This window comes from Massilia sp. DWR3-1-1, from assembly GCF_049898325.1.
Taxonomy (GTDB): Bacteria; Pseudomonadota; Gammaproteobacteria; order Burkholderiales; family Burkholderiaceae_D; genus JAFCUW01.
On the sequence record NZ_JAFCXL010000006.1, the window covers coordinates 186,661 to 203,821 of the forward strand.

The window sequence follows — 17,161 nt, forward strand, 5'->3', positions numbered from 1 at the left end:
ATGTGGGGCAAACGACTCAGTGCGCGCCAGCAGCAGGGCCGTGCCGGCGAGCAGGCGGCGTTGACGTTCCTGCAGCGGCGCGGCCTGGTGCTGGTGGAAGCGAACTTCGCCTGCAAGGGCGGCGAGATCGATTTGATCGTGCGCGATGGCGCCACGCTGGTGTTTGTCGAAGTGCGCGAGCGCGCCGATGAAGGCCATGGCGGCGCCGCGGCCAGCATCGGGCCGGCCAAGATCCGGCGCATCATCCACGCCGCCGAAACGTATTTGCAGCGCTTCGACGACCTGCCCGCATGCCGCATCGACGTCGTCGCCATCGACGCCGGCCACATCGAATGGCTGCAAAACGCCATCGAGGTATAAAAGCGCCTGCATTTTGTAAGCAAGCTTAACAGCACTTGTGCTGTCCCTTCACCGCCTGCACTATAATCCGACCCTATGAATACTCAACGCATCCTCGCCCATTTCCAGGAAAGCGCCGACCTGAAGCTTCGGGCCGCGCCGCTTCTGACCCAGCCCATTTCCGAAGCGATCGACCTGATGTTCGGCGCCTTGTCGAATGGCAATAAGATCCTCGCCTGCGGCAACGGCGGCTCGGCGGCCGACTGCCAGCACTTCGCCGCCGAGCTGGTGGGCCGCTTCGAGCGCGAGCGTTTTCCCCTGCCCGCGCTGGCGCTGACGACCGACACCTCGATCCTGACGGCGGTGGGCAACGACTACAGCTACCGCGAGATTTTTTCCAAGCAGGTGCAGGCCTTCGGCCAGGCTGGCGACATCCTGCTGGCGCTGTCGACCTCGGGCAATTCGGCCAATGTGCTGGCGGCCGTCGAAGCGGCGCTCGAGCGCGAGATGCGCGTCGTCGCCCTGACCGGCAAGGACGGCGGGGAACTGGGCAAGATGCTCACCGACGCCGACGTGCACATCTGCGTGCCGCACAGCCGCACCGCGCGCATCCAGGAAGTGCACCTGGTGGCGATTCACTGTATTTGCGACGGTATCGATGTCGCCCTGTTTGGAGGAGATGAACAATGAAGCAATCCGTTCCAGCCGTCCTGCTGTCCAAGGCCATCGTCTGCGCCGCCCTGCTGGCGAGCCTGTCCGGCTGCGTCGAGATGGTGGTGGGCGGCGCCGTCATGGGCGCCGTCGCCACCGCCGACCGCCGCACCCTGGGCGCGCAGACGGAAGACAAGTCGATCACCGTCAAGGCCGAATTGCGGGTGCCGAAAATCGCCGGCCTGGATGCGCACGTCAACATCGCCGCCTTCAATCGCCGCGTGCTGCTCACCGGTGAAGTGCCCGACAACGCCGCCAAGGCCACCGTCGAGCGCGAAGTGCGCGCCATCGAAGGGGTGCTGAGCGTCGAGAACGAGCTCGAAGTGGCCGGTCCGTCGAGCTACACCTCGCGTTCGAGCGACGCCCTGATCACCACCAAGGTCAAGGCCAGCCTGGTCGACATGAAGACCATTTCGGCCACCTCGTTCAAGGTCGTCACCGAGCGCGGCACGGTCTACCTGATGGGCCGCGTCACCCAGCGCGAAGCGCAGCTGGCCACCGACATCACCCGTGGCGTCTCCGGCGTGCAAAAAGTGGTCAAGATCTTCGAGTACATCAGCGAAGACGAACTGCGCGCCATGCAGCCGGGCAAAACCGCTCTCTAAAAAGGTCGGCGGCGATTAGGATAGAATCGGGAGCAGAAGTCTCCCGATTTTTTTTGCCATTTTTATTCACCGAGCCGCCATGACCGCCACCGTCCCTGCTGTGTCTCCCCGCCCCTGGCTCAAGCCCGCCATCGTCGCCGCCGTGTTGCTGGCGGCGGTCGGTTTTGCGTATTTGACCTTCGCCACCCGGGTCAAGGCGCCCGAAGTCACCTTCATCACCCTCGACGGCCACAAGGTCAGTACCAGCAGCCTGCGCGGCAAGGTCGTCATGGTCAATTTCTGGGCGACGTCCTGCGTCACCTGCGTCAAGGAAATGCCGCAGATGGTCGAGACCTACAATAAATTCAAGGGAAACGGCCTCGAGTTCGTGGCCGTGGCGATGAAGTACGACCCGCCGAATTACGTGCTCAATTACACCCAGACGCGCCAGCTGCCCTTCAAGGTGGCGCTCGACACCAGCGGCGAGATCGCGCGGTCCTTCGGCGACGTCGCCCTCACGCCCACCACCTTTGTCATCGGCAAGGACGGCGCCATTCTCAAGCGCTACGTGGGCGAGCCCGAGTTCGGCGAGCTGCACCTGTTGCTGCAAAAGGCGCTGGCGGCGGGATAAGCCATCTAAAAGCCGGCCTGGACGGACAGGTAGGCGCCCTTCTGGTTCTTCGGGTTGAACACGGTGATGTCGCCCAGCACCGCATAGGCCGCCGTCACCGACACGTGCTTGGTGGGGAACCAGGCGACGAAGGCGTCATAAAAGGCCTTTTCGTGGTCGACGCCCAGGTTCCGCGGTTTCATGCGGTACTCGGCGCCGGCCACCAGCTTGCGGTTGATCATGTAGGCGGCCGACACTTCCAGCCGGGCCTGGTAGCGCTGGTGCTGGTCGCCGCCGAAGCCCAACAAACCCAGTTGATTGGCCCGCGTGGCGCGCACGGTGGCATTGAGCAGCACGCTCTGCTCGAGCAGCAGCTTGGTTGCGGCGAGGTAGTAATCGACCCCGTGCTCCTCCCTGGCGCCCAGTTGCCTGACGCTGGTGACGGCCAGTGCGCCCAGGCCCGCCACGCCCTTGGTGCGCTTGGCCATGGCGCCGACGGCGATCTGCGGCAGCAGGCGGTCCTGGTCGTAGACGGCGTCGCCGGCGAGCTTGATTTTCAGGCCGACGATGTCCTGGTTCAAGCGCAAGGCGTCGAGCGGCGCCAGGCTGCCCCGCAATTGCTGCGTCGCCAGCGACAGCTCGACGCGGTCGGCGATGCCGACGGCGACGCCGTAGCTGTCGAGCGAATAATCCTGCGTTCTGACCATCGTGTAATGGGCGTTGGCGCCCCAGCTGTCGCGGCTGCCATAGCCGCTGATCAGCGCCCACGGCACCAGCCCGCCACCACCGGCGCCCTCGACCGTGCTGACGCCGCCCGTGGCGGTCAGCTTGCCCAGGTCGGGCGTGCCTTGCAACTGGGCATGGGCGCTGGCGCAGCAGAACAGCAGCGCCGCCAGCACGCCCCCCGCGCGCGACGATAATATGTGTCTAAATTGCATGTATTTCTCCGGAGACCAATTGAAATTCTATCCAAAGCCAACGTTGCCCTCCAGCATTCTTTTGGCAATGTATAAAAGAACGGGGAAATTTGCATCGATCCGGTAACTTTTTGGTATCGTGCGTGTTGTATTTGCGTATTTGATGCGCCAGCCCCGCATGCCTCGATGCCATCCCCTTTTTAAAGGCCCGTTTGTGCCCACCGATTTCGCTGCCCTCGATCCCCAGCAATTAAAACTATGGCTGCAAGCGGCCGGCAAGCGCGACAGCGCCGCCTTTCGCGCGCTCTACGACGCCAGTTCGGCGAAACTGTTTGGCTTCGCGCTGCGTATATTGCATAAGCGCGAACTTGCGGAAGAGGTGTTGCAAGAGAGTTTCGTGGCGATCTGGAACAATGCCGCCAACTACCAGAGCCATCTCGCCGCACCGATGACCTGGATGGCCACCATCGTCCGGAACAAGGCCTTCGACCAGTTGCGGCGCAGCAGCGCCGGGGTCGAAATCGATGCGGAACCGTTTGATCCGGAAGTTATCAATGCGCTACAAGACCCCCAACGCACGCCCATCGAGGCCTTGCAGATGAGCGGCGACGCCAAGGCCCTGGCCTGGTGCATGTCGGCGCTCGAAGGCGCGCACCGCCAGGTGGTGGCGCTGGCCTACTATCACGACCTGTCGCACAGCGAAGTGGCAACGCAGATGAAGCTCCCGATCGGCACCGTGAAAACCTGGATACGGCGCAGCCTGGAAAAATTGCGCGTGTGCCTGGCCAAGGGGGCCGCATGAATATCCGCAACAATCCCATCCTGCGCCAGAAACTGGCCGCCGAATACGTGCTGGGCACCCTGCGCGGGGGCGCCCGCCGGCGCTTCGAGGCCTGGTTGTACCAGGACGCCGACCTGCGCAATCTGTGCGCCGCGTGGCAGCAGCGGCTCGCGCCCATGGCCGAATTTGCCGGCGACGTGGCGCCACCCAAGCGGGTGTGGACGGCCATCGACCGCCGCCTGCGCTTGACGACGACGCCAGCCGGGCGCATCGCCCAATTCTGGCGCCAGGACCACCTGGCCTTCTGGCGCAGCCTGGGCATGGTATCGACGGCCTTGACGGCGATGCTGCTGGTGGTCGTGCTGAGCAATCGCGCGCCGAACGCCGTCGCCTACGTTGCCGCGCTGGCCGACGATCAGACCCACACGACCATGCTCGTCACGGCCGACAGCAGCCGGCGCGACATGGAAATTCGCATGGTCTCGAACCTGCACGTCGAGGCCGGCAAGTCGCTGCACCTGTGGGCGGTGCCGAAAAGCGGCCATCCCCGCTCGCTCGGCCTGATCACCGCCGGGCGCACCGTGCTGCCCCTGCCGGCCAGCGCGGTGGGCGACGACGTCGCCGTGCTGGCGGTGTCGCTCGAGCCGCCCGGCGGCTCGCCGGACCCGAACGGGCCGACCGGTCCCGTGATCTACAAGGGCGCGTGGGTGCGGCTGTAAGCGATACGGCAAAAAAAGGGGCCGGTGCGACAGACTGCGACGGGGACGCTTACTTCGTCACAATCTCGCGCTGCATCGGCGCCAGCTTCGCCACCAGCTTGTTCGCCACCGACGGCGCCACGCCGTTGTTCTCCATGGCGATCTGCAGATCCTCCGTCAGCGCATTGAACTGCGCATTGGTGATCTTCAGGCCGGCGTGCACTTCCTTCATCGGTTCTCCCCCATAGGTGCAAGGGCCACCAGCGAGCGCACAGAACTGCTCCGACAGGGCCGCGTGGATCTGCTTCGCGTCCGAATCGGCAAAGCTTTCCTTGATGCGTGGGTCGGACAGCAACAAGGGAACGAAGTCGTCAACGATTTTCTTGATGCCCGCCTTGCCGCCCAGGCCCCGGTAGACGGCATCGTCGGCCGCGCTGGCCGGTGCGAACGCACCGAGCCCGAGGACGGTGATGGCGACCAGCGGCGCAATGGTAGAAGTGAGTTTTTTCATGGTGCTTATTTGGGATACAGGATCATCTGCGTGCAGCGGAAAATGGCGATCGTCTTGCCCGTCTCGGCGTTGCTGACGACGGCATCCCAGACCTGGGTGGTGCGCCCCAGGTGGGCCGGCTTGGCCACGCAGGCGATGACGCCATCGCGCAGCGTGCCCAGGTGGTTCGATTTGAGTTCGATGGTGGTGAAATTGCTCGCCCCTTCCGGCAGGTGCAGCCGGCAGGCATAGCCGCAGCAGGTGTCGGCCAGCGTGACCACGCTGCCCGCATGCAGAAAACCGTTGGGCGCCAGGTGATGGGGCTGCACCGCCATGCGGGCGGCCACTTCGCCGTTGTCGACGCTGGTGATTTCCATGCCCAGGTAGCCGGGAAATTTGCCCTGGCCGATGGCATTGAGGGCTTCGACGGAGAGGGCGGCGTGGCTCATGGGGGTCCTGTATGCGGCGTGGGAATCCGCCATCTTAAGAGAATTTTCGACAGCACGTAACAACTTTGCCTCCCCATCTCGATAGTTCTTGCCAAACATTGAGTTTGAGATAATTATTCTCGGGTAACAATCGCCCTCGATTCCCGCTGCCCCGCACCTTCACCGCGTTTTGTCTGGACCGCCCATGGATGCCTCCCGCTCGCCGTCGCCCCTTGTAAAACTGCGTGCGCTGTGGGAGCGCCTGGTGTGGCGGCCGCTGGCCTGGCTGTGCCTGCAGCTATTTGGCCGCCTCGACTGGCAGGCACCCCGCTGGGGCCAGGCGCTGGCGCGGGGCGGCCTTCGCGTCGGGGCAACAATGCGCGCCCGCCCCGCCGCTGCCGCCGTCACCGTCGTGCTGCTGGCGGCGGCAGCGGCCGGCCTGTGGCACGGCTACCGCTGGTGGCAGGCGCAGCCCAAGCCGGTGGCCGTGACGTTCAAGGTGGTCGCGCCCGCGCGCACCGCCATCGAGCAGGAAGACGCCGAGGCGAGAAAGCCGCAGCCCGTGGTGATCAGTTTCAGCGAGGCCGTCGCGCCCCTGTCGCAGGTCGACAAGGACGTCACCGGCATCGGCCTGTCGCCCGCGCTGGCGGGCAGCTGGCACTGGCTCAGCGACCGGCAGTTGCGCTTCCTGCCGAAGGACGACTGGCCGGCCGGCGCCGCGTTCACGGTGGCCTTGCCGAAGGGCGCGTTCAAGCCCGAGGTGCGCCTGCACGAGCGTGCAGCGCATTTTGCCACCGCCCCCTTCGTCGCCAAAATCGTCAGTGCGCGGTTCTACCAGGACCCGCTCAACCCGGCCGCCAAGAAGGTCATCGTCGACTTCAATTTCAGCTATCCGGTGACGCCGGCCGAACTGGAAAAGCGCCTCGAGATGCGCCAGGACGAGCAATCGGCGGGCCTGCTGGGCATCGGCAAGCAAACCACCCGGTTCACCGTCAGCTACGACAAATTCAAGCTCAACGCGTCGGTGGTGTCGGACAATCTGCCCATGCCGAAAGACGACGGCACCTTGCATGTCACGCTGGCGAAAGGTTTGCGCGCCGCCCGCGGCTCGCCCGACTTGCAGGACGAGATCAGCCGCACCGTCGCCATTCCCGGGCTGTACAGCCTCGCCGTCGGCGCCATCGATGCGCGGGTGGTCAGCAACGACAAGAACGAACCGGAGCAGGTGCTGGTGCTGGGCACCTCGATGGCGGTGCACGAGAAGGTGATGCAGCAGGCGCTGAGCGTGTGGCTGCTGCCGGAAAAAAACCTGAAGGCAGACCTCAATCCCCGCGACGGCACGCCGTTCGACTGGAGCGGCGTCGACATCGACGAGCCGAACCTGCAGCGGGGCGCCCGCCTGGCGCTCGAGGCGATTCCCGCCGAGCGCGAATTCACCGAGCTGCACAGCTACAAGTACAAGGCGCCTGTGGGCCGCTACCTGTACGTGAAGGTGGCGCCGGACATCAAGTCGTTCGGCGGCTACGTGCTGGCCAAGGCGGTGGGCCGCGTGCTGGCGGTGCCGCCGTATCCGTCCGAGCTGAAAATTCTCAGCCAGGGCGCCCTGCTGGCGCTGTCGGGCGAAAAGAAGATCGCCGTGCTGGTGCGCGACCTGCCGGGCGTAAAAATCGAGATCGGGCGGGTGCTGCCGGCGCAGTTGCAGCACCTGGTGTCGCAGGCCAGCGGCAGCTTCGCCAGCCCGGAATTTTATAACGGCTTCGGCCCCGACAACCTGGTCGAACGGTTCGAACGCAAGGTGCCGCTGGCCGGCCTGGCGCCCGGCCAGGCCCACTATGAAGCGGTCGACCTGGCCGACTACCTCAAGGGCGACGGCGCCGAGCGGCGCGGGGTATTCCTGCTGACCATGAGCAGCTACGATCCGAAGGCGGACGAGCGCGCCGCCAGGGCGGCCCAGGCGGCCCGGCGCCAGCCGGGCGAACCGGCGCCGCCCGAAGCGAGCGAAGGCGAAGGCGACGGCGACGGCGAGCAGCGCGAGCGCGCCGACGACGTCAAGACCGACAAGCGGCTGGTGCTGGTGACGGACCTGGGCATCGTCGTCAAGAAGTCGCTCGATGGCTCGCAGGACGTGTTCATCCAGTCGATCTACACGGGCAAGCCGGTCGCCGGCGCCAGCGTCGACATCGTCGGCGTCAACGGCCAGGTGCTGTTCACCCAGAGCACCGATGACGCCGGCCACGCGCGCTTTGCCCGCATCACCAACCTGGCGCGCGAAAAAGCGCCGTTGATGATCCTGGCGAGAAAAGACGGCGACTTGAGCTTCCTGCCGCTCAACCGCGCCGAGCGCGGCCTGGATATGTCGCGCTTCGATATCGGCGGCGCCCGCAATGCCGCCGTGGCCGACCAGCTGAGCGCTTACCTGTTCAGCGACCGCGGCATCTACCGCCCGGGCGACACCTTCCACGTCGCCATGATCGCCAAGTCGGCCAGGTGGGGCAGCGCCACCACCGGCCTGCCGCTGCAGGTCGATATCCTCGACCCGCGCGGACTGGTCGTCAAACGCGAGACCGTCAAGCTGCCCGCCGACGGCCTGCTCGAGACGCGCTACACCACCGAGGACAGCGCGCCCACCGGCAGCTACACGGTCAACCTGCACCTGGTGCGCGACGGCCAGGCCGGCGCGCAGATCGGCAGCACCACCGTCAAGGTGCAGGAATTCCAGCCGGACCGCCTGAAAGTGTCGACGCGCCTGTCGGGCGGCCCCACCGAAGGCTGGCTCAACCCCGCCGAGCTCAAAGCGCAGGTCGAGGCGCGCAACCTGTTCGGTACCCCCGCGCAGGGCCGCCGCGTGACGGCCGAACTGACCCTCAGTCCCGCCTTCCCCGCCTTTGCCCGCTACCCCGACTACAAGTTCTACGACCCGCTGCGCGCCAAGGAAGGCTACACGGCCAAGCTGGCCGACCAAACCACCGACGACGCCGGCCAGGCCACGTTCGAGCTGGGCCTGTCGCGTTACGCCCGCGCCACCTACCGGGTCGGCGTCGTCACCCGCGTGTTCGAGGCGCAGGGCGGCCGGGGTGTGGCGGCAGAAACGGCGGCGCTGGTGTCGGAGCTGCCCTACCTGGTCGGCTTCAAGGCCGACGGCGCGCTCGACTACGTGGGGCGCGCATCGCGCCGCAGCGTGTCGCTGATCGCCATCGACCCCAAGGCGCAGAAAGCGGCCGTGAGCGGGCTCACCTTGCAACTGGTGGAAAACAGGTTCGTCTCGGTGCTGACCCGGCAGGGCAACGACACCTTCAAGTACGAGTCGCGCAAAAAAGAGGTGACGCTGCGCGAAGTGCCGCTGGCGCTGGCGGCGGCCGGCAACACCGTGCAGCTCGACACCGCCACGGCCGGCAATTTCGCCTACGTGATCCGCGATGCGCAAGGCCTCGAGCTCAATCGCATCGACTACGCCGTGGCCGGGCGCGGCAACGTCACCCGCAGCCTGGAACGCAACGCCGAGCTGCAGCTGACCTTGAACAAGAAGGACTACGTGCCGGGCGAAGAGATCGAGGTGAGCATCAAGGCGCCGTACGCGGGCGCCGGCCTGATCACCATCGAACGGGACCAGGTGTTCGTGCACCAGTGGTTCAAGACCGACACGCTGGCCTCGGTGCAGAAAATCCGCCTGCCCAAACAGTTCGAAGGCAACGGCTACGTCAGCGTGCAGTTCATCCGCGATCCCGGCTCCGACGAGATTTTCATGAGCCCCATGAGCTACGGCGCCGTGCCGTTCGCCACCAGCCTGGCCGCGCGCAGCAACGCGCTCAGTCTGACCGTGCCCGAACTGGTCAAGCCGGGCCAGCGCCTGACCATCAAGCTGGTCGCCGCCAAGCCGGCGCGGGTACTGGTGTTCGCCGTCGACGAGGGCATCCTGCAGGTGGCGAACTACAAGGCACCCGATCCGCTGGCGCTGTTCTTCCAGAAGAAAATGCTGGAAGTGCGCACCTCGCAAATCCTCGACCTGATCCTGCCCGAGTTCAAGAAGCTGATGGCCGCCAGCGCCCCCGGCGGCGACGGCGAGGGGGCGCTGGGGCGCCACCTGAACCCCTTCAAACGCAAGCACGACAAGCCGGCCGTGTACTGGTCCGGCATCGTCGAGGTCGACGGCAGCCGCGAATTTGCCTACGACGTGCCGGACACCTTCAACGGCGCCATGAAAGTGTTCGCGGTGGCCGTCAACGAGGGCGCGATCGGCACCGCGCAGGCGCGCACCACCGTGCGCGGCGATTTCGTGCTCTCGCCCAACCTGCCGCTGGCGGTGGCGCCGGGCGACCAGTTCGACGTCAGCGTGGGCGTGGCCAACAATGTGGCCGGCGCCGGCAAGGACGCGCCCGTGACGGTGACACTCAAAGCCCCGCCGCAGCTCGAAGTGGTGGGCGCCTCCAGCGTGGTGGTCAAGATCGGCGAAATGCGCGAATCGGTGGCCGCCTTCCGCCTGCGCGCGCTCGATGGCGCCCGCGCCCAGCTGGGCGCCGGCCCGCTGGTGTTCAGCGCCAGCCTGGGCAGCAAAAGCGCGTCCCTGGCCGCCGACGTCTCGGTGCGCCCGGCCACCCAGCGCACCACCAGCACCAGCATCGGCAGTTTTACGGCATCGACCGAGGTGGCCGTCAAGCGCGACCTGTTCAGCCAGTACCGCGTCACGGAAGCGGCGCTGTCGACCGTGCCGCTGGTGATGGCCAGCGCCCTGTCGAACTACCTGGCCAACTTCGAGCACCTGTGCACCGAGCAGCTCATCAGCCAGGCCATGCCCGGCATCGTGCTGGCCAAACGGCCCGAATTTGCCGCCGGCGCCGGCACCGGCGCGACCAGGCTGGCGCAGGCGCGCAATTTCGAACGCGCCGTGGCGGTGCTGCGCACGCGCCAGAACGCCGAGGGCGGCTTCGGCATGTGGAATGCCGCCGCCGAGGCCGACGAATTCGCCTCCGTCTACGCCGCCCACCTGCTGCTCGAGGCGCGCGAGCACGGCGAGAACGTGCCGACCGATATGCTGCAAGGGGCGATGGGCTACGTGCGCACGCTGGCGGCCAGTCCCGCCTCGACCCTGCCCGCCCTGCGCGTGCGCGCCTACGCCGCCTACCTGCTGACGCGCCAGATGAACGTGACCTCGCCGATGCTCGCGTCGATCCGCGAAAGCCTCGACAAGCGTTACCCGAAGGCCTGGCAAGGCGATCCGGCGGCGGCCTACCTGGCGGCGGCGTATCAGCTGCAAAAGCAGGAGCGCATGGCGCAGGAGCTGATCGACGTCCAGGTGGCGCGCCTGGTGCGCCCGCCCTCCCGCAAGGGGGCCGGCGACGATGCGCTGTACTTCGTCGATCCGCTGGTGGAAGACGCGCAGACCCTGTACATCCTGGCGCGCCATTTCCCCGCGCGCGCCAAGGCGCTGCCGCCGGAGGCGATGGCCGCGATGGTCAAGGCGCTGGCGGAACACCGCTACAACACCCTGTCGGCGGCCTACCTGACGCTGGCGTTCGACGCCTACGCCGTCGCCGTCGGCCCGCAGGCGGCCGGTAAACTGGGCATCGTCGAAATCGACGCCAAGGGCGCCAGGCGGACGTTGACGCTGCCTTCGAACGTGCTGCCGCGCGTGCCATTTTCGGCTGGCACCAGCAAGCTGCGCTTGTCCAACGACAGCGGCTTGACCGCTTATTACGCCATCACCGAGACGGGCTTTGACCGCCAGCCGCCCACCACCGAGATCAAGAGCGGCATGGAAGTGGTGCGCGAATTCGTCGACAGCGCCGGCAAGGCCGTCACCAGCGTCGTCGTCGGCGACGAAGTGACGGTGCGCCTGCGCTTTCGGGCGATCGGGCGCAATGTGTACAACGTCGCGCTGGTCGACCTGATGCCGGGCGGCTTCGAGCCGGTGCTGGACACGACGGCGGCGCCGACGCCGGACGATGCCGCCGCCGCGGGCGCCACGGCCGGCGCCGCGCCCGCGCCGCCCGGCCTGCCGGGGCTGGCCGGCAGCAAGTCGAGCTGGCAGGTGCGCTATGCCGACGTGCGCGAGGACCGCGTGGTGTTATATGGCGCCGTCACCACCGATGCCCACGAAGTGAGCTACCGCATCAAGGCCACCAACAGCGGCCGCTTCAGCGTGCCGCCGGCGTACGCCGAATCGCTGTACGAGCGCGGCGTGCGGGCGCGCTCGGCGGGCGGGCAGTTCATCACCGTGCAAGCGCCCGGCAAGCCTTGATGGGATGGCGCATGCGGCGGACCGCGCTGACACCGACACTGGCACTGGCACTGGCGCTGCTGGTGGTGCTGGCGGCGCTGCGCCTGTGGCCGCACGCGCCACTGCGCGAGGCGGCCGGCCTGTCGAGCGCCGTGTACGCGCGCGACGGCCAGTTGCTGCGCCTGACACTGGCGCCCGACGAGCAGTACCGCCTGTGGGTGCCGCTGGCCGACATCGACCCGCGCCTGGCGCAGGCGGTGCTGCTGTACGAAGACCGCTGGTTTTACTGGCACGCGGGGGTCAACCCGGTCGCCCTGCTGCGCGCGGCGCTGGCCAGCTACAGCGGCGCGGGCCGCAGAGGCGCCTCCACCATCAGCATGCAGCTGGCGCGCCGCCTGTACCGCATCGACAGCCAGAGCCCGGCCGGCAAGCTGCGCCAGGCGGGCGCGGCGCTGTGGCTGGAAGCGCGCTACAGCAAGCGCGCGCTGCTCGAGGCCTACCTGAACCTGGCGCCGTACGGTGGCAACATCGAAGGGGTGGGCGCGGCCAGCCTGATTTATTTTCACAAGCGGGCGGCCCAGCTGACCCTGGCCGAGACGCTCAGCCTTGCCGTGATTCCGCAAAACCCCCGCAAGCGGGGCGGCGCGCGGCCGCGCGACTTGCCGGCGGCGCGCGCGCGGCTGGCGCGGCTGTGGGCGGCCCGCCACGGCGAGGCCAGCGCCGGCGCCAGCGCCGCGCCCGCGCTGGCGACTGCCGCCGCGCTGCCGTTCCTGGCGCCGCACCTGACCGACCGCCTGCTGCGCGAGCAGCACGGCGGCGAAATCTGGTCGGCGCTGGACCTGCGCGCGCAAGCTTCGCTCGAGCGCATCATGGCGCAGTTCATCGACAACCGCCGCGGTGTCGGCATCGCCAACGCCAGCGCCATCCTGCTCGAGCGCGACAGCGGCGAAGTGCGCGCGCTGGTGGGATCGAACGGCTACTTCGACACCGCCATCGCCGGCCAGGTCAACGGCACCGAAGCGAAGCGCTCGCCCGGCTCGACCCTCAAGCCCTTCATCTATGGCCTGGCGCTCGACCAGGGGCTGCTGCACCCGGCCACCATCCTCAAGGACATGCCGACCGCGTTCGGGCCGTTCAGTCCCGAGAATTTCGACGGCCGCTTCGTCGGCCCGATCAGCGCCCAGGATGCCCTCATACGCAGCCGTAACGTGCCGGCCGTGGCGGTGGCGTCGACGCTGCGCCATCAGACCCTGTACGAATTCCTCAAAAGCGCCGGCGTGACGCGGCTGGCCAGCGAGCAGCATTACGGCCTGGCGCTGGCGCTGGGCGGCGGCGAAGTGACGATGGAAGAGCTGGCGCGGATGTACCTGATGCTGGCCCAGCGCGGCGCCCTGATCCCCGTGCGCCACCGGCGCGCCAGCGCTGCCGAACGGGCCGGCCAGGACGCCCCCCGCCTGCTGTCGGAAGAAGCGGCCTTTATTACGCTGCAGATGCTGCGCGCCAATCAGCGGCCCGACACGCGCGAGGTGGCCACGCCGCCGGTGGCGTGGAAGACGGGCACGTCCTGGGGCTTTCGCGACGCCTGGACGGCGGGCGTGTTCGGCCGCTACGTGCTGGTGGTCTGGATCGGCAATTTTGACGGCAGCGGCAACCCTGCCTTTGTCGGCATCGACGCCGCCGCCCCGCTGTTTTTCCGCATCGTCGACAGCCTGCGCGCGCTGGGGCTCGATGCGCCCGCGCCGGAGCCGGCGCCGCCCGCCGGCGTGATCCGCGCCGAGGTGTGCAGCGCCAGCGGCGAGCTGCCCAACGCGCTCTGCCCGCAACGCGCGAGCACCTGGTTCATTCCCGGCAAATCGCCGATCCGCGTGAGCACCCTGCACCGCGCCGTGATCGTCGATGCCATTACCGGCGCGCCCACCTGCGCGCGCGGCGCCGGCACCCGCAGCGAGGTGTACGAATTCTGGCCCACCGACCTGCAGCGGCTGTTTCGCGAGGCGGGCATGCCGCGCCGCCAGCCACCGCCGCTACCGGACTGCGGCGCGCCCGCCGACAGCCTCGCCGATGGTCCCGCCATCGTCGCGCCGAACACATCGACGACCTACACGGTGCGCCTGTCGCGGCCGGCGCCGCTGGCGCTGCGCGCCAATGCGCCCAGCGCCCACGACACCCTGTTCTGGTTCGCCAACGGCGGCCTGATCGGCAAGGGCGCCGCCGGCACGGCGCTGGCGTGGACGCCGGCGGCGCCGGGCCGGGTGCAGCTGCGCGTCGTCGACCAGCAGGGGCGGTCGGACGCGCGCGAGATCGAGGTGGAGTTTGTGCCGTGAAGGCGGCAAAGCTGGGGGAGCGCGGCCGTTTGATGGTATTCTTTTTAGCAACACTCAATTTTTGACAACACCATGAACCTGGACCTTGAGGGCGGTGGCGCCCTCGTCACCGCGACGCTGGTGGCCAAGCAGATCGACCCGCCCGCTGCCGCCGTCGATCATGCGGATCGCGCCCACGACAGCGCCTGCGCCAACTGCGGCGCGCAGTTGACGGGCCCGTATTGCCATCGCTGCGGCCAGGGCGCCCATGTCCACCGCTCGCTGCTGCACCTCGGTGAGGAGTTCCTGCATGGCCTGCTGCACTTCGACGCCAAGGCCTGGCGCACCCTGCCCCTGCTGGTGCTCCAGCCGGGCCGGCTGACCCGCAATTCCATCGACGGCAAGCGCACCCGCTATGTGTCGCCGCTGGCGCTGTTCCTGTTCATGGTGTTCCTGATGTTCTTTGTCGTCTCCAGCGTCAGCCGCACGGACCATCCGTTCGGCACGCCGGCCTCGACGGCGGCGACGACGGCGACGGACGACGGCGACGAGGGAAAACTCGACAAGGTGGTCGACAAGCTGCGCCTGAAGCAAGCGAACATCGACTCCGGCTCGGCCGCCGTCGACCGCGCCCTGCGCGGCGCGCTCGACAATCCCCAGCTCACCTTGTACAAGCTGAAAAGCTCGGCGTCGAAGTTGTCCTTCATGCTCGTGCCGATGTCGCTGCCCTTGCTGTGGCTGATGTTCTTCTGGAAGCGTGGCGTTACCATGTACGACCACGCCGTCTTTTCGCTGTACGCGCTGTCGTTCATGGCGCTGCTGGTGAGCGGCGTGTCCCTGCTGGGCAGGGCCGGGCTGACGATGGCGACCCAGCTGCTGTGGATCGCGCCGCCCATCCACATGTTCCTCCAGCTGCGCGGCGCCTACCAGTTGCGCGTGCGTGGCGCCTTGTGGCGCACGGTGGCGCTGCTGTTCGCCTCGCTTGGCGTGTTCGTGCTGTACCTGCTGCTGATCCTGACGGTCAGCGTGGCGCTGTAACTACCTGCGCTTGACGCGCCCGCTGCCGCCGCCGCCGCCGCCGCTGCTGCCGCCGCCAGCGCCACCGCCACGCTGGCGCGCGGCCGCGTTCTGCTGCTGCAGGATCGCATCGACCCGCTCCGAGGCGGTGCGCGACAATTCCTGCGCCAGCGCGATGCTGGGAAAAATTTCCGGTTCGCGGTAGGCCACCCAGGCGTAGGCCGAGTAACGGCGGCAGGCGTCTTCGACTTCCTGCAAATTGAGCCAGCGCAGCGCAGCCCCTTCGGCGTCGAGCTTGCACACCTTCTGCTTCGACAGGCACAGCGCCCAGTATTCCCAGGCCGTTTGCAGCGACGGCACCTTGCTCGAAATGGGCACCAGCGACAACATGAATTTTTGCGCCACGGTCAGGTTCTCGATCGTATCGAGCCAGAGGGCGCGGGTCGACTGGTCTTCCGTGATCTTTGGATAAAAGAAGCCGTCGGGGACGTCGATGTTGTGCACAAAACGCTTGAGCAGCTTGACCAGCGAGCGCTCGTTGGTGACGGCGGCAATGCGATGCAGCTGTTCGATCGACGGCGCCACCGCGAAGCCGCTGGCGGCGATCGCGCCCGGCTTTTCCTTGAGCAGCGCGCGCATCACCTCGTGGGTTTCGTCGTCGTAGCCGGCCACGAAGCCTTCTTCGTGCACGCCGTAGCGGCCGGCGCGGCCGGCGATCTGGCGCGCCAGCGCGGCCGGGATTTCTTCTTCCTCGTAACCGTTGTACTTGACGGCGGTGGTCATGACGATGCGGGCAATCGGCATGTTCAGGCCCATCGCCAGGGCGTCGGTGCCGACGACGATGTCGGCGCTGCCGTCGCGGAAGCGCTCGGCCTGGGCGCGCCGCACTTCCGGCGACAGGTTGCCGTAGACGGTTGCCACCGACAGGCCGATCTCGGTGATCATGTCGCGCCATTTGAGCACTTCGCGGCGCGAAAAGGCGATCACGGCGTCGCCGCGGCGCAGGTTGCGCAGCTTGCGCACGGCGCCCGGCTCCATTGCCAGCGGCGCCATGCGCTTGAGGATGTGCACTTCGAGCGGACACTCGAGCCGTTCGGCCAGCGCCTCGATGGCGCGGCGCGCCTCGGGCGCGCCCACCAGGTAGACCACCGAGGCGGGCGCGCCGCACACGGCCGCGGTCCAGGCGGCGCCGCGGTCGCGGTCGGCCAGCATCTGGATTTCGTCGATCACGGCGACGTCGACGCGGTTGCGCGAATCGAGCATCTCGACGGTGCTGGCGATGTGGGTGGCACCGGCCGTCAGGCGGCGCTCTTCTCCCGTCACCAGGCTCACCTTGAGCGGCTTGCCGTGCACGCTGACGGCCTGCATGCGCTCGAAGTTTTCCAGCGCCAGCAGGCGCAGCGGCGCCAGGTAGACGCCGCTGGGCGCTTTCACCAGCGCTTCCATGGCGCGGTGGGTTTTACCGGAATTGGTGGGGCCCAGCAGCGCGATGAACTTGCGCGGCATGCGGCTGGCCACCTCGAACGATTGCGGGTATTCGGCCAGGTTGATGCTCTGCTTGGTGCGTTCCGCGTACTGCGCTTCCTGCTCGCGTTCGACGGCGTGGATGATGCGCTGGCGGATGCGCTCGAACACATACTCGGCCGGCTCGGCCGTCTCGAGGTCGGCCAGCGGCGCCAGGAAGGTCATGGCGTCGAAGTCGCAGTCGTCGGCCAGCGCGGCGATCTCCCGCACAAACGCCTCGACGCTGGCGTGCAGGTCGGCGATGGCCGGCGCATTGGCCCGTTCCAGCACCAGCGCGGCCTGCGCCTCGGGGTCCATTTTTCTCCACTTGCTGGGCTTGGCCAGCACGCCCTGCGGCGGCACCAGCTGCCACGGCACGCGCAAGTGCTCGAAGCGCACCACGCCGTTAAAGCGCACGAACACCCGGCCCTCGGCCTTGACCAGGGCGGCGCCGGCCGGCATCGCCTGCGTCAGCTGCGGGTTCGGGTTCAGGGCGCCGTCGTCGGCATCGACGGGTTCGGGTTTTACAGTGGGAATCGAAGGCATGGGAAGGCGTGGGCGCACAG

Annotated in this window: 13 protein-coding genes; 9 read left to right on the forward strand and 4 right to left on the reverse strand. The window is 67.5% G+C overall.

Annotated features, from left to right (window positions below; all coding sequences use genetic code 11):
* The 4 genes from ACP7EY_RS08550 to ACP7EY_RS08565 all read left to right on the forward strand — a co-directional run bounded on the left by ACP7EY_RS08550 (position 1) and on the right by ACP7EY_RS08565 (position 2,265).
* Positions 1-360, forward strand: coding sequence for a YraN family protein (locus ACP7EY_RS08550; RefSeq protein ID WP_426192422.1), 360 nt, complete (start codon positions 1-3; stop codon positions 358-360).
* 75 nt (positions 361-435) lie between these two features.
* Positions 436-1,029, forward strand: coding sequence for a phosphoheptose isomerase (locus ACP7EY_RS08555; protein WP_426192424.1), 594 nt, complete (start codon positions 436-438; stop codon positions 1,027-1,029).
* Positions 1,026-1,655: a BON domain-containing protein gene (locus ACP7EY_RS08560; protein WP_426192426.1), complete on the forward strand. Its 630-nt coding sequence runs from the start codon at positions 1,026-1,028 to the stop codon at positions 1,653-1,655. Before ACP7EY_RS08555 ends, ACP7EY_RS08560 begins: the two co-directional genes overlap by 4 nt.
* 79 nt (positions 1,656-1,734) lie before the next feature.
* Positions 1,735-2,265, forward strand: coding sequence for a TlpA disulfide reductase family protein (locus ACP7EY_RS08565; RefSeq protein ID WP_426192427.1), 531 nt, complete (start codon positions 1,735-1,737; stop codon positions 2,263-2,265).
* A gap of 5 nt (positions 2,266-2,270) precedes the next feature.
* On the opposite strand, the gene ACP7EY_RS08570 is transcribed toward ACP7EY_RS08565, so the two are convergent.
* Positions 2,271-3,182 (reverse strand): DUF3034 family protein, encoded by a 912-nt coding sequence (locus tag ACP7EY_RS08570; RefSeq protein WP_426192429.1) that lies wholly within the window; start codon positions 3,180-3,182, stop codon positions 2,271-2,273.
* 193 nt (positions 3,183-3,375) lie between these two features.
* Here ACP7EY_RS08570 and ACP7EY_RS08575 point away from each other — a divergent pair, with 193 nt between their 5' ends.
* Together ACP7EY_RS08575 and ACP7EY_RS08580 are read left to right on the forward strand one after the other, a co-directional pair.
* On the forward strand, positions 3,376-3,963 hold the full coding sequence (locus ACP7EY_RS08575; RefSeq protein ID WP_426192431.1) for a sigma-70 family RNA polymerase sigma factor: 588 nt from the start codon (positions 3,376-3,378) through the stop codon (positions 3,961-3,963).
* A complete protein-coding gene (locus tag ACP7EY_RS08580; RefSeq protein WP_426192433.1) occupies positions 3,960-4,661 on the forward strand; it encodes an anti-sigma factor in 702 nt (233 codons plus the stop codon). The genes ACP7EY_RS08575 and ACP7EY_RS08580 overlap by 4 nt, the downstream gene beginning before the upstream one ends.
* 49 nt (positions 4,662-4,710) lie before the next feature.
* Here ACP7EY_RS08580 and ACP7EY_RS08585 read toward each other — a convergent pair whose 3' ends face one another.
* Together ACP7EY_RS08585 and ACP7EY_RS08590 are read right to left on the reverse strand one after the other, a co-directional pair.
* On the reverse strand, positions 4,711-5,151 hold the full coding sequence (locus ACP7EY_RS08585) for a group I truncated hemoglobin (RefSeq protein WP_426192435.1): 441 nt from the start codon (positions 5,149-5,151) through the stop codon (positions 4,711-4,713).
* Positions 5,152-5,156: 5 nt separating this feature from the next.
* Positions 5,157-5,579 carry a PaaI family thioesterase gene (locus ACP7EY_RS08590; RefSeq protein WP_426192437.1) on the reverse strand — a complete coding sequence of 141 codons (423 nt, stop codon included), beginning with the start codon at positions 5,577-5,579 and terminating at the stop codon, positions 5,157-5,159.
* A gap of 184 nt (positions 5,580-5,763) precedes the next feature.
* Here ACP7EY_RS08590 and ACP7EY_RS08595 point away from each other — a divergent pair, with 184 nt between their 5' ends.
* The 3 genes from ACP7EY_RS08595 (at position 5,764) to ACP7EY_RS08605 (ending at position 15,113) form a co-directional block, all read left to right on the forward strand.
* Complete coding sequence (locus ACP7EY_RS08595) at positions 5,764-11,793, forward strand: alpha-2-macroglobulin (protein ID WP_426192439.1); 6,030 nt, start codon at positions 5,764-5,766, stop codon at positions 11,791-11,793.
* 11 nt (positions 11,794-11,804) lie between these two features.
* Positions 11,805-14,096 (forward strand): penicillin-binding protein 1C, encoded by a 2,292-nt coding sequence (gene pbpC / locus ACP7EY_RS08600; RefSeq protein WP_426192441.1) that lies wholly within the window; start codon positions 11,805-11,807, stop codon positions 14,094-14,096.
* Positions 14,097-14,168: 72 nt separating this feature from the next.
* Complete coding sequence (locus ACP7EY_RS08605) at positions 14,169-15,113, forward strand: DUF3667 domain-containing protein (RefSeq protein WP_426192443.1); 945 nt, start codon at positions 14,169-14,171, stop codon at positions 15,111-15,113.
* Here the strand turns inward: ACP7EY_RS08605 and ACP7EY_RS08610 are convergent, their stop codons facing one another.
* A complete protein-coding gene (locus ACP7EY_RS08610) occupies positions 15,114-17,141 on the reverse strand; it encodes a helicase-related protein (RefSeq protein ID WP_426192445.1) in 2,028 nt (675 codons plus the stop codon).
* Positions 17,142-17,161: the final 20 nt, after the last annotated feature.